Source organism: Streptomyces sp. NPDC058240 (genome assembly GCF_042882135.1).
In the GTDB taxonomy this organism is placed as follows: domain Bacteria; phylum Actinomycetota; class Actinomycetes; order Streptomycetales; family Streptomycetaceae; genus Streptomyces.
Genome location: NZ_JBHVWT010000004.1, coordinates 102,453 through 115,466, shown reverse-complemented (window position 1 = coordinate 115,466; position 13,014 = coordinate 102,453). Strand labels below are relative to the sequence as shown.

General features: G+C 69.7%; 10 protein-coding genes and 1 pseudogene. 8 read left to right on the top strand and 3 right to left on the bottom strand.

Features of this window, described 5'->3' with window-relative positions; translation table 11 throughout:
* Positions 1-30: 30 nt before the first annotated feature.
* The 6 genes from ruvB to ACFVX4_RS10545 all read left to right on the top strand — a co-directional run bounded on the left by ruvB (position 31) and on the right by ACFVX4_RS10545 (position 8,029).
* Entirely contained in the window at positions 31-1,104 is a 1,074-nt protein-coding gene (ruvB, locus tag ACFVX4_RS10570; protein WP_389974252.1) for a Holliday junction branch migration DNA helicase RuvB, read from the top strand.
* 165 nt (positions 1,105-1,269) lie between these two features.
* Positions 1,270-1,749 (top strand): preprotein translocase subunit YajC, encoded by a 480-nt coding sequence (gene yajC / locus ACFVX4_RS10565; protein WP_389974249.1) that lies wholly within the window; start codon positions 1,270-1,272, stop codon positions 1,747-1,749.
* A gap of 145 nt (positions 1,750-1,894) precedes the next feature.
* Positions 1,895-3,634, top strand: coding sequence for a protein translocase subunit SecD (gene secD, locus ACFVX4_RS10560; protein ID WP_389974246.1), 1,740 nt, complete (start codon positions 1,895-1,897; stop codon positions 3,632-3,634).
* Position 3,635: 1 nt separating this feature from the next.
* Entirely contained in the window at positions 3,636-4,739 is a 1,104-nt protein-coding gene (gene secF, locus ACFVX4_RS10555; RefSeq protein ID WP_266421917.1) for a protein translocase subunit SecF, read from the top strand.
* Positions 4,736-5,287 carry an adenine phosphoribosyltransferase gene (locus ACFVX4_RS10550; RefSeq protein WP_389974243.1) on the top strand — a complete coding sequence of 184 codons (552 nt, stop codon included), beginning with the start codon at positions 4,736-4,738 and terminating at the stop codon, positions 5,285-5,287. The genes secF and ACFVX4_RS10550 overlap by 4 nt, the downstream gene beginning before the upstream one ends.
* A 168-nt stretch (positions 5,288-5,455) precedes the next feature.
* Complete coding sequence (locus ACFVX4_RS10545) at positions 5,456-8,029, top strand: RelA/SpoT family protein (protein ID WP_389974241.1); 2,574 nt, start codon at positions 5,456-5,458, stop codon at positions 8,027-8,029.
* A gap of 75 nt (positions 8,030-8,104) precedes the next feature.
* On the opposite strand, the gene ACFVX4_RS10540 is transcribed toward ACFVX4_RS10545, so the two are convergent.
* Together ACFVX4_RS10540 and ACFVX4_RS10535 are read right to left on the bottom strand one after the other, a co-directional pair.
* The gene (locus ACFVX4_RS10540) at positions 8,105-9,334 is read right to left on the bottom strand and encodes a DUF349 domain-containing protein (protein ID WP_389974238.1); all 1,230 of its coding nucleotides are present in this window, start codon (positions 9,332-9,334) and stop codon (positions 8,105-8,107) included.
* A gap of 271 nt (positions 9,335-9,605) precedes the next feature.
* Positions 9,606-10,400 carry a peptidylprolyl isomerase gene (locus tag ACFVX4_RS10535; protein ID WP_389974235.1) on the bottom strand — a complete coding sequence of 265 codons (795 nt, stop codon included), beginning with the start codon at positions 10,398-10,400 and terminating at the stop codon, positions 9,606-9,608.
* 150 nt (positions 10,401-10,550) lie between these two features.
* On the opposite strand from ACFVX4_RS10535, the gene ACFVX4_RS10530 reads away from it, so the two are divergent.
* A complete protein-coding gene (locus tag ACFVX4_RS10530; RefSeq protein ID WP_266421932.1) occupies positions 10,551-11,237 on the top strand; it encodes an MBL fold metallo-hydrolase in 687 nt (228 codons plus the stop codon).
* A gap of 13 nt (positions 11,238-11,250) precedes the next feature.
* Complete coding sequence (gene hisS, locus ACFVX4_RS10525; RefSeq protein WP_389974232.1) at positions 11,251-12,513, top strand: histidine--tRNA ligase; 1,263 nt, start codon at positions 11,251-11,253, stop codon at positions 12,511-12,513.
* 101 nt (positions 12,514-12,614) lie between these two features.
* Here hisS and ACFVX4_RS10520 read toward each other — a convergent pair.
* A pseudogene (locus ACFVX4_RS10520) lies at positions 12,615-12,921 on the bottom strand (ABC transporter permease); the annotation flags it as partial.
* Between the last annotated feature and the right edge of the window lie 93 nt (positions 12,922-13,014).

Below are 13,014 nucleotides of genomic sequence, written 5' to 3'. Positions count from 1 at the left end.
CACCGAAACACCCGAGGCGGGACAGACTGAATGAACTGGGACGAGACCGGACCCGACACCGACGAGCGGCTCGACGAGCGCCTCGTCCAGGCCGACGCGGACGGCGAGGACACCGCGGTCGAGGCGGCGCTCCGGCCGAAGGATCTCGATGAATTCGTCGGCCAGGAGAAGGTGCGCGAACAGCTCGACCTGGTCCTCAAGGCGGCTCTGGCCCGCGGCGCCACCGCCGACCACGTCCTGCTCTCCGGCGCCCCCGGCCTCGGCAAGACCACCCTCTCCATGATCATCGCGGCCGAGATGGGGGCGCCGATCCGGATCACCTCCGGCCCCGCCATCCAGCACGCGGGTGATCTTGCCGCGATCCTCTCCTCCCTCCAGGAGGGTGAGGTCCTGTTCCTCGACGAGATCCACCGCATGTCGCGGCCGGCCGAGGAGATGCTCTACATGGCGATGGAGGACTTCCGGGTCGACGTCATCGTCGGCAAGGGCCCCGGCGCCACCGCCATCCCGCTGGAACTGCCGCCCTTCACCCTGGTCGGCGCCACCACCAGGGCCGGACTGCTGCCGCCGCCGCTGCGCGACCGCTTCGGCTTCACCGGCCACATGGAGTTCTACGCACCCACCGAGCTGGAACGCGTCATCCACCGCTCCGCCCGCCTCCTCGACGTGGAGATAGACGCGGACGGCGCCGCCGAGATCGCCGGCCGTTCCCGCGGCACCCCCCGTATCGCCAACCGGCTGCTGCGCCGCGTCCGGGACTACGCCCAGGTCAAGGCCGACGGGCGGATCGACCGCCCGGTCGCCGCCGCGGCCCTCAGGGTGTACGAGGTCGATGCCCGCGGCCTCGACCGGCTCGACCGCGCGGTGCTCGGTGCCCTGCTCAAGCTCTTCGGCGGCGGCCCCGTCGGGCTGTCCACCCTCGCGGTCGCCGTGGGGGAGGAGCGCGAGACCGTCGAGGAGGTCGCGGAGCCCTTCCTGGTACGGGAGGGTTTGCTGGCCAGGACGCCGCGGGGACGGGTCGCGACCCCCGCGGCCTGGGCCCATCTGGGGCTCGTACCTCCACAGCAAGGCGGAAAGGGACAACAGGGCCTGTTCGGGGCGTGATCTGTCACAGCTTGACCGGAGCAGGAACCACACGGCGTCGCTGGGCGTTGTTCCATCGATGCGGACTCGCTTAGACTCCGCCGATGCCGCCCTTACAGGTCGGTGTACCCACCCCCGTAGATACAGGCCGCCTTCGAGCGCGGTCGTGCGAAGGAAACTCGTCCCGTGAATCCCGTGACTCTCCTCCCCTTCATCGTGCTCATCGGGGCCATGTTCCTGATGACGCGGTCCGCCAAGAAGAAGCAGGCGGCCGCCGCCCAGATGCGCAACGAGACGCAGCCCGGCACCGGCGTCCGGACGATCGGGGGCATGTACGCCACCGTCAAGGAGCTGCACGACGACACGGTTCTCCTTGAGATCGCGCCCGGCGTCCACGCCATCTACGCCAAGAACGCCATCGGCGCCGTCCTCGACGACGCGGAGTACAACCGCATCGTCCACGGCGACGACGAGAACGGCCTCGACCTCGACGGCACCGTCGTCCCCGACGACGCCTCCTCGCTGACCGAGGACGACGCCGACAAGGACGCCTCGGACGAGGCCCGGATCGACCTCGGCAAGAAGACCGAGGACGCCGAGCCGAAGGACGATGAGTCCGGCAAGAAGTCCGAGGGCAAGGACGACGGCGAGTCCGACGCGAAGTAACCCACGCCCGGGGATGCCGTGAGCCCACCGGCGTCCGGCATTCCCCGGTCCGTGCGATCTTCTGCGGGGGCGGGTCCCCACTACACTTCGTGGCCGCTCGGGCGCGTACCCGGCGCGAGGCGGTTGGACAGGGAGAAACGAGAAGGTGGCAGCACCGAAGAAGAGCCGAGGACCGGCCGGCGGTCAGGGCAGGCCGGGGCGTTCCCTGGCTCTGATCCTGATCGCCATGGTCGCGCTCACCGGCGGGATGTTCCTGGCCGATCAGCCGACCCCACGGCTGGGCATCGACCTGGCGGGCGGTACCTCGATCACGCTCGAGGCGAAGAGCGAGCCGGGCCAGGAATCGGCGATCAACAAGACCAACATGGACACCGCGGTCCGGATCATGGAACGCCGTGTCAATGGTCTTGGTGTCTCCGAGGCCGAGGTCCAGACCCAGGGCGATCGCAACATCATCGTCAACATCCCCAAGGGCACGAACTCCGCCCAGGCCCGGGAGCAGGTCGGCACCACGGCCAAGCTCTACTTCCGGCCGGTACTGACCGTGGCCCAGGGCACGCCCACCCCGACGCCCAGCGCCTCGCCGTCCGGCAAGCCCAGCCCGTCCGGCAGCCCGAGCGCCCCCGCCGCTGACAAGGGGAAGGGCTCGGCGTCGCCGAGCGCGAGCGCCACCACTCAGGGCCGCGCGGTCACCGGCGCCCTCAAGGCCGACTCCACGCCCACGCCGAAGGCGAGCAACAAGCCCAAGGCCGACACTACGCCGTCGGCATCCGCCGCCGACGAGGCCGCCGCCGCCAAGCTGCAGAAGCAGTTCGCGGCGCTCGACTGCTCCAGCAAGGCGTCCCGCTCCAAGGCCGCCCAGGGCGTCAAGCCCACCGACACGGTCGTCGCGTGCAGCTCCGAGGGCGACGCGAAGTACGTCCTCGGCCCGGCCCAGGTGTCCGGCACCGACGTGGACAGCGCCAAGGCGGCGATCGACCAGACGAACGGTCAGTGGATCGTTCAGATGGAGTTCACCAAGGGTGGCGCCAAGAAGTTCCAGAAGATCACGGGCCAGCTCGCTCAGCAGCAGTCGCCGCAGAACCAGTTCGCGATCGCGCTCGACGGTGAAGTCGTCTCGGCGCCCTCCGTACGCACGGCACTGAGCGCCAACGCCGAGATCTCCGGCAGCTTCACCCAGCAGTCCGCCGAGGACTTGGCCAACGTGCTCTCCTACGGTGCGCTCCCGCTCTCGTTCAAGGAGCAGAGCGTCACCACGGTCACCGCCGCGCTCGGTGGCGAGCAGCTCCAGGCCGGTCTGATCGCCGGTGCCATCGGTCTGGCCCTGGTGGTCATCTACCTGGTGGCCTACTACCGGGGCCTCGCGCTCATCGCGCTCCTGAGCCTCCTGGTCTCCGGCATCCTGACCTACACGATCATGTCGCTGCTCGGCCCGGCCATCGGCTTCGCGCTGAACCTCCCGGCGGTCTGCGGCGCCATCGTGGCCATCGGTATCACCGCGGACTCCTTCATCGTGTACTTCGAACGGGTCCGCGACGAGATCCGCGAGGGCCGCACGCTCCGCCCGGCCGTCGAGCGGGCCTGGCCGCGCGCCCGGCGCACCATCCTGGTCTCCGACTTCGTGTCGTTCCTCGCCGCCGCGGTGCTCTTCGTCGTCACCGTCGGCAAGGTCCAGGGCTTCGCGTTCACGCTGGGTCTCACCACCCTGCTCGACGTGGTCGTGGTGTTCCTCTTCACCAAGCCCGTCATGACACTGATGGCCCGTACGAAGTTCTTCGCCAGCGGTCACCCGTGGTCCGGTCTGGACCCGAAGCGGCTCGGTGCCAAGCCGCCGCTGCGCCGCTCGCGCCGTGTCAACGCCCCCACTGACCCGAAGGAGGCGTGAGATGTCGCGACTCGGCACTCTCGGCGCCCGTCTCTACCGCGGCGAGGTCGGCTACGACTTCATCGGCAAGCGCAAGATCTGGTACGGGATCTCGATCCTGATCACCATCACGGCCATCGTCGGCCTGGCGGTCAGCGGCCTGAACATGGGCATCGAGTTCAAGGGCGGCGCGGTCTTCACCACCCCGAAGACGAGCGTCACCGTCGCCAAGGCGGAGGACCTTGCCACGGAGGCGTCCGGCCACCAGGCGATCGTCCAGAAGCTCGGCAACGGCGGTCTGCGCATCCAGATCACCGAGGTCGACACCGCGAAGTCCGACGAGATCAAGAGCCGGCTCTCCAAGGACCTCGACGTCCCGGCGGAGAAGATCGCCGCCGACCTGGTCGGCCCCAGCTGGGGTGAGCAGATCGCCAACAAGGCCTGGACCGGCCTCGGCATCTTCATGGTCCTCGTCGTGATCTACCTGGCCATCGCCTTCGAGTGGCGCATGGCCATCGCGGCCCTGGTCGCACTGATCCACGACATCACCATCACGGTCGGCGTCTACGCCCTGGTCGGCTTCGAGGTCACCCCGGGCACCGTGATCGGTCTGCTGACCATCCTCGGTTACTCCCTCTACGACACGGTCGTCGTCTTCGACAGCCTCAAGGAGGGCACGAAGGGGATCACCAAGCAGACCCGGTGGACGTACAGCGAGATCGCCAACCGCTCCATCAACGGCACACTGGTCCGTTCCATCAACACCACCGTCGTGGCACTGCTGCCGGTCGCCGGTCTGCTGTTCATCGGTGGCGGTGTCCTCGGCGCCGGCATGCTGAACGACATCTCCCTGGCGCTCTTCGTCGGCCTCGCCGCCGGTGCGTACTCCTCGATCTTCATCGCCACGCCGCTCGTCGCCGACCTCAAGGAACGCGACCCGCAGATGAAGGCCCTGAAGAAGCGGATCCTCGCCAAGCGCGCGGCAGCCGCCGCCAAGGGCGAGTCCGCCGAGGACGAGCCGTCGGACGACGACTCCCCGCAGGACGCCGCACCCGCCGCCGCGGTCGTCGGCCAGCGCCAGCAGCCCCCCAGGGGCCACGGCCGGACCTCGGGGAAGCGTCGATGACCAGCACCACCGAGAGCACCCGCGAGCTCCTGCTCAGCCGGATCCGCGACGTGCCGGACTACCCGAAGCCGGGAGTGCTGTTCAAGGACATCACCCCGCTGCTCGCGGACCCGGCGGCGTTCGCGGCCCTCACCGACACTCTCGCGGAGCTGTGCGTACGGCACGGCGCCACGAAGGTCGTCGGCCTGGAGGCCCGCGGCTTCATCCTGGCCGCCCCGGTCGCGGTCCGGGCCGGGCTCGGCTTCGTCCCCGTCCGCAAGGCGGGCAAGCTGCCCGGAGCCACGCTCAGCCAGTCGTACGAGCTGGAGTACGGCACCGCCGAGATCGAGATCCACGCGGAGGACCTGTCCGCCGACGACCGGATCATGGTCATCGACGACGTCCTCGCGACCGGCGGCACCGCCGAGGCCTCGCTGGAGCTGATCCGGCGGGCCGGTGCCGAGGTCGTGGGCGTCGCGGTCCTCATGGAGCTCGGCTTCCTGCCCGGACGGGCCCGACTGGAGCAGGGGCTGCGAGGCGCTCCGCTGGAGGTTCTGATCACGGTCTGAGCGGCACCGACCGTACGTGGCAACGGCACATGCGAGCAGGACGGGCACCCGGGAACAAGCGGGTGCCCGTTCCGCGTTGTCAGGAGTCTCACGGTCCCCGGGGGAGGACCGGCCGCAGGGTCGATACGATGGCCTCTCCGGGTACCCGGATCCGCACGAGGAGCACTCTTGCCAGACGAGGCCCAGCCAGTCGCCGCCCCGCAGCCCGACAAGCCCGCGGCGGCCCCAGCCACGCCCGGGAAGACGCAGCCCGCGGACAAGCCGAAGCCCCCGGCCCCCGAGCCCGGCAAGGGCCCGGACCGGGCGAGTGCTCCGGCGCCCGGGGCCGCGCCCGCTTCCCCCGCACAGCCGGCCGCACCCGCCTCCCCGGCCGCGTCCGCCCCGAAGCCTCCCGCGAAGCCCGCGGCCAGGCCGGTGCCGTCGACCGCCCCCACGACCCGCTCCGGCGGCTCGTCCAACCGGGTGAGGGCCAGGCTGGCCCGGCTCGGGGTGCAGCGCTCCAGCCCGTACAACCCGGTGCTCGAACCGCTGCTGCGCATCGTCCGGAGCAACGACACCAAGATCGAGACGGCCACGCTGCGCCAGATCGAGCGGGCCTACCAGGTCGCCGAGCGCTGGCACCGCGGCCAGAAGCGCAAGAGCGGCGACCCGTACATCACCCATCCGCTCGCGGTGACGACGATCCTCGCCGAGCTGGGCATGGACCCGGCGACGCTGATGGCCGGACTGCTGCACGACACCGTCGAGGACACCGAGTACGGCCTGGACACCCTGCGCCGCGACTTCGGCGACCAGGTCGCCCTGCTCGTCGACGGCGTCACCAAGCTGGACAAGGTCAAGTTCGGCGAGGCCGCCCAGGCCGAGACCGTACGCAAGATGGTCGTCGCCATGGCCAAGGACCCCCGGGTCCTCGTCATCAAGCTCGCCGACCGGCTGCACAACATGCGCACCATGCGCTACCTCAAGCGGGAGAAGCAGGAGAAGAAGGCCCGCGAGACTCTTGAGATCTACGCCCCGCTGGCACACCGCCTGGGCATGAACACCATCAAGTGGGAGCTGGAGGACCTCGCCTTCGCGATCCTCTACCCCAAGATGTACGACGAGATCGTGCGTCTGGTCGCCGAGCGGGCCCCCAAGCGCGACGAATACCTCGCCATAGTGACCGACGAGGTCCAGGCAGACCTGCGCGCCGCCCGGATCAAGGCCACCGTCACGGGCCGGCCGAAGCACTACTACAGCGTCTACCAGAAGATGATCGTGCGGGGCCGGGACTTCGCCGAGATCTACGACCTGGTGGGCATCAGGGTCCTCGTCGACACCGTCCGCGACTGCTACGCGGCGCTCGGCACCGTCCACGCGCGGTGGAATCCGGTCCCCGGCCGGTTCAAGGACTACATCGCGATGCCCAAGTTCAACATGTACCAGTCGCTGCACACCACGGTGATCGGTCCCAGCGGCAAGCCCGTCGAGCTGCAGATCCGCACCTTCGACATGCACCGCCGCGCCGAGTACGGCATCGCCGCGCACTGGAAGTACAAGCAGGAGGCCGTCGCGGGTGCCTCCAAGGTGCGTACCGACGTCCCCAAGAACACCGGCCGCAGCCAGGACACCGTCAACGACATGGCGTGGCTGCGCCAGCTCCTGGACTGGCAGAAGGAGACCGAGGACCCCAGCGAGTTCCTGGAGTCGCTGCGCTTCGACCTCTCCCGCAACGAGGTCTTCGTCTTCACGCCCAAGGGCGACGTCATAGCGCTGCCCGCGGGGGCGACCCCGGTCGACTTCGCATACGCGGTGCACACGGAGGTCGGCCACCGGACCATAGGAGCACGGGTCAACGGGCGGCTCGTACCGCTCGAATCGACGCTCGACAACGGCGACCTGGTGGAGGTCTTCACCTCCAAGGCGGCCGGCGCCGGACCCTCCCGGGACTGGCTGGGCTTCGTCAAGTCGCCCCGCGCCCGCAACAAGATCCGGGCCTGGTTCTCCAAGGAGCGCCGCGACGAGGCGATCGAGCAGGGCAAGGACGCCATCGCGCGCGCCATGCGCAAGCAGAACCTGCCGATCCAGCGCATCCTGACCGGCGACTCCCTGGTCACCCTCGCCCACGAGATGCGCTACCCCGACATCTCGTCGCTGTACGCGGCGATCGGCGAGGGCCATGTCGCCGCCGCCGGTGTCGTGCAGAAGCTGGTCCAGGCGCTCGGCGGCGAGGACGAGGCCAACGAGGACATCGCGGAGAGCTCGCCGCCGTCGCGCAGCCGCAACAAGCGCCGTTCCAACGCCGATCCGGGCGTGGTCGTCAAGGGCGTCGAGGACGTCTGGGTCAAACTGGCCCGCTGCTGCACGCCCGTCCCCGGCGATCCGATCATCGGCTTCGTCACCCGGGGCAGTGGCGTCTCCGTGCACCGCGCCGACTGCGTCAACGTCGACTCGCTGTCTCAGCAGCCGGAACGGATCCTGGAGGTCGAGTGGGCGCCGACCCAGTCCTCGGTCTTCCTGGTCGCCATCCAGGTCGAGGCCCTCGACCGGTCCCGGCTGCTCTCGGACGTCACCCGCGTCTTGTCCGACCAGCACGTCAACATCCTCTCGGCGGCCGTCCAGACCTCCCGGGACCGGGTGGCCACCTCACGCTTCACCTTCGAGATGGGCGACCCGAAGCACCTCGGCCACGTACTGAAGGCGGTCCGGGGCGTGGAGGGCGTCTACGACGTCTACCGGGTGACCTCGGCCCGCAGGCCGTAACGGTGTACCACGAACGCACATGAGGAAGGGGCTCCCGTACATCACGTACGGGAGCCCCTTCCTCATGTGCGACTGTCAGCCGCCGAACTCCTCCAGGCCCTTGAGCGCCTGGTCCAGCAGCGCCTGCCGGCCCTCGAGCTCCTTGGCCAGCTTGTCGGCACGGGCGTTGTTGCCCGAGGAGCGGGCCGTGTCGATCTGCGTACGCAGCTTGTCCACGGCCGCCTGGAGCTGACCGGTCAGACCCGCTGCGCGCGCACGCGCCTCAGGGTTCGTCCGCCGCCACTCCGACTCCTCGGCCTCCTGGAGCGCCCGCTCCACCGCTTGCATCCGCCCCTCGACCTTCGGGCGGGCGTCACGCGGAACGTGGCCGATGGCCTCCCAGCGCTCGTTGATGGCCCGGAACGCGGCCCTGGCCGCCTTCAGGTCCTTCACCGGCACCAGCTTCTCGGCCTCGACCGCGAGCTCCTCCTTGAGCTTGAGGTTCTCGCCCTGCTCCGCGTCCCGCTCGGCGAAGACCCCGCTGCGGGCGGCGAAGAAGACGTCCTGAGCACCGCGGAAGCGGTTCCACAGATCGTCCTCGGCCTCGCGCTGGGCGCGGCCCGCCGCCTTCCACTCCGTCATCAGGTCGCGGTAGCGGGCGGCCGTGGCCCCCCAGTCGGTGGAACCGGAGAGCGACTCCGCCTCGACGACCAGCTTCTCCTTGGCCTTGCGGGCCTCCTCGCGCTGGGCGTCCAGCGATGCGAAGTGGGCCTTGCGGCGCTTGGAGAACGCCGAGCGGGCGTGCGAGAAGCGGTGCCACAGCTCGTCGTCGGACTTGCGGTCGAGCCGCGGCAGGCCCTTCCACGTGTCGACGAGCGCACGGAGCCGCTCGCCCGCGGAGCGCCACTGCTCGCTCTGCGCCAGCTCCTCGGCCTCGGCGACCAGGGCCTCCTTGGCGTGCTTCGCCTCGTCGGTCTGCTTCGCCTTCTGGGCCTTGCGCTCCTCGCGCCGCGAGTCGACCGTCGCGACGAGCGCGTCGAGCCGCTTGCGCAGCGCGTCGAGGTCACCGACGGCGTGATGCTCGTCCACCTGCAGACGCAGATGCTCGATGGCGGTCGTCGCGTCCTTCGCCGACAGATCGGTGGTCTTCACCCGCCGTTCGAGGAGGCCGATCTCGACCACAATGCCCTCGTACTTGCGCTCGAAGTAGGCCAGAGCCTCCTCGGGGGAACCCGCCTGCCACGATCCGACGACCTGCTCGCCGTCGGCTGTCCGCACGTACACGGTGCCGGTCTCATCGACACGGCCCCACGGGTCGCTGCTCACAGCGCCTCCTCCACCTGATGCCCGCGAGGGGGTTCGCCCCCCTGGCATCGTCCACAGTTTCCTGGGGCGGGCAGCGCCCGCCCTGCACAACGCCAATCTAGGCGACCGGCCGCCCGGCTGTCCGCACTCAGCGCGGCCGAAAAAAATCCGGCCCGCGCCAGGGCCTCTCGTTCGGATCATGCCGGGCTCGCGTGCCCGGCATGATCCGGCCTGATCCGAACGAAAGACCCCGGTCGTCACCGGCCGGCCCGGTCCGGCCGCCCCGAGCCGGTCACGACTTGTCGACAGCGGCCTTCGAGATCTTCACGGCCTTCTTCGGCGCACCGTCGGGCGCACCGCCGGCCGCGCCCGCCGCGCCGATGTCCTTGACGGCCTTCAGCGAGGCGTCGTCCATGGTGCCGAACGGGGTGTAGGTGGGCGGCAGTTTGCTGTCCTTGTACACCAGGAAGAACTGGCTGCCACCGGTGTGCGCCTGGCCGGTGTTCGCCATCGCCACCGTGCCCGCCGGATAGGTCACCCTGCCGTCCTTGCCCGCCTTGCCCAGCGCGGTCAGGTTCTCGTCCGGGATCGTGTAGCCGGGACCGCCCGTACCGTTGCCCTTGGGATCGCCGCACTGCAGGACGAAGATGCCCTGCGTGGTCAGCCGGTGACACTTGGTGCCGTCGAAGAAGCCCTTGTCGGCCAGCGACTTGAAGGAGTTCGTGGTGTGCGGGGTCTTCGCCGCGTCCATCGTGAACGCGATGTCGCCCTGGCTCGTACTGAGCGACATCTTGTACCCGGCCTTCTTGTCGATCTTCATCGCGGGCTCGGGCGCCTTGCTCTCGCTCGGCGACGGCGACGCGGGGTCCGACGGGGTCGAACTGGCGGCGGCGTCCGCCGTGTCCTTCTTGTCGTCGCCGTCGAGGGCGAGGTACGAGCCCACACCTACGACCGCCACCACGGCCACCGCGGACGCGATGACGACCGTCAGCCGCCTCGTCCTGCGGCGGGCCTCCTCCCGGCGCTGCTGCTGCCGCTCGAACTTCTCCCTGGCGAGCTGCCGCCGCCGCTGATCGCTGCTGACCACCGGGTGATCTCCTTGATAGGTCGTGTGATGGGGCCTTGGCTGCCCCGTACCGTATATGGGTTAGCTGTGGAATGAGGAGCGCCGGTAGGCTCTGAACCGCCGCGACCTTCTCAGTCGCAATCCGCCGTCGGACGACCATTAAGGACGATCGTGCTCATTGCCGGGTTCCCCGCAGGGGCCTGGGGGACCAACTGTTATCTGGTCGCCCCGGCCGCAGGCGAGGAGTGCGTGATCATCGACCCGGGCCACCAGGCCGCGGCCGGAGTCGAGGAAGCACTGAAGAAGCATCGGCTGAAGCCCGTCGCCGTCGTACTGACCCACGGCCACATCGACCATGTCGCCTCGGTCGTCCCGGTGTGCGGCGCGCATGACGTCCCCGCCTGGATCCACCCGGAGGACCGGTACATGATGAGCGACCCGGAGAAGGCCCTCGGCCGCTCCATCGGGATGCCGCTCATGGGCGAGCTGACGATCGGGGAGCCGGACGACGTCAAGGAGCTGAGCGACGGCGCCCGGCTGGAGCTGGCCGGTCTGGAGTTCGGTGTCGCGCATGCGCCCGGCCATACCAAGGGGTCGGTGACGTTCAGGATGCCCGAGGCAGCGGATGTTCCGCAGATCCTCTTCTCGGGCGACCTGCTCTTCGCCGGCTCCGTCGGACGCACCGACCTGCCCGGTGGCGACCACGCCGAGCTGCTCGAGTCGCTGGCCCGTGTGTGCCTGCCGCTCGACGACTCGACCGTGGTGCTGTCCGGCCACGGCCCCCAGACGACCATCGGCCGCGAGCGCGCCTCGAATCCGTATCTGCACGGTATGGACGCGCCCCGACGAGGAATGTGACGAGAGACATCCCGTGAGCACTTTCAAGGCCCCCAAGGGCACGTACGACCTGACCCCGCCCGACTCCGCCAAGTACCTTGCGGTGCGCGAGGCCATCTCCGCACCCCTGAAGAACTCCGGCTACGGCTACATCGAGACACCCGGCTTCGAGGACGTCGCCCTCTTCTCGCGCGGAGTCGGTGAGTCCACCGACATCGTGACCAAGGAGATGTACACCCTCACCACCAAGGGCGGCTCCCAGCTGGCACTGCGCCCCGAGGGCACCGCTTCCGTGCTCCGCGCCGCACTGGAGGCCAACCTCCACAAGCTCGGCAACCTGCCCGTGAAGCTCTGGTACTCCGGCTCGTACTACCGCTACGAGCGCCCGCAGAAGGGCCGCTACCGCCACTTCTCGCAGGTCGGTGCCGAGGCGATCGGGGCCGAGGACCCGGCGCTGGACGCCGAGTTGATCATCCTGGCCGACCAGGCGTACCGCGCGCTGGGCCTGCGGAACTTTCGCATCCTGCTCAACTCGCTGGGCGACAAGGAGTGCCGCCCCGTCTACCGGGACGCGCTCCAGGGCTTCCTGCGCGAGCTCGACCTGGACGAGGAGACCCGCCGCCGCATCGAGATCAACCCGCTCCGGGTCCTCGACGACAAGCGGCCCGAGGTGCAGAAGCAGCTGACCGGCGCCCCGGTGCTGCGCGACTATCTCTGCGACGCCTGCAAGGCGTACCACGAGGAGGTGCGCGACCTGCTCTCCGCGGCAGGTGTGGTGTACGAGGACGACGAGAAGCTCGTCCGCGGCCTCGACTACTACACCCGCACCACCTTCGAGTTCGTCCACGACGGGCTCGGCTCGCAGTCCGCGGTGGGCGGCGGCGGCCGCTACGACGGTCTGTCCGAGATGATCGGCGGACCGGCGCTCCCGTCGGTCGGCTGGGCGCTCGGCGTGGACCGTACGGTGCTCGCGCTGGAGGCGGAGGGCATCGAGCTCGAACTGCCCGCGGCCACCAGCGTCTTCGCGGTACCGCTCGGCGAGGAGGCCCGCCGGGTGCTCTTCGGCATCGTCACGCAGCTGCGCCGCGAGGGTGTGGCGGCGGACTTCGCGTACGGGAACCGGGGCCTCAAGGGCGCGATGAAGAGCGCGAACCGGTCGGGAGCCCGCTTCACCGTCGTCGCGGGCGAGCGGGACCTGGCCGAGGGCGTCGTGCAGCTCAAGGACATGGAGTCCGGCGAGCAGACGCCCGTTCCCCTGGCCGATGTGGCCGAGGCGATCCGCGAGCGCCTGCCCTAGGGCGTGTCCGGGGCGGCCGGCGGGCGGAATCCCGTCCGCCGGCTACCCCGGAGCTCCGCAGGCCCCGTCCTGCCGGTCGCCCCGGGGCGCGCGCATCCCGGTCAGTCCTCGCGCCGGTCCTTCCACCGGAAGGTCAGCAGGCACAGCACGAGACCGCCGACGCACCAGGCAACCGAGGACCAGTACGACCTTCCCGTACTCCCAGCTCCCGGCCTGTTCGAGGACGGCCGCCGACTCGGGCAGGAACACGCCGCGGAAGCCCTGGCACATCCACTTCAGCGGGAACAGCGCCCCGAGGTTCAGCATCCAGCCGGGCAGCGTGTCGACCGATATGTAGACACCGGAGATGAACTGCAGGACGAGGAAAGGCAGGACGACGACCGAGGTCGCACTCCGCCCGGACCCAGGCCCTGGGGGGGGGAAGCGGCGTTGTTTGTTGTGGTTGGGGTGTTCTTGCTTCCATGGTCTATGTCCACCCGGATACGCCCACCTGCGACCGCA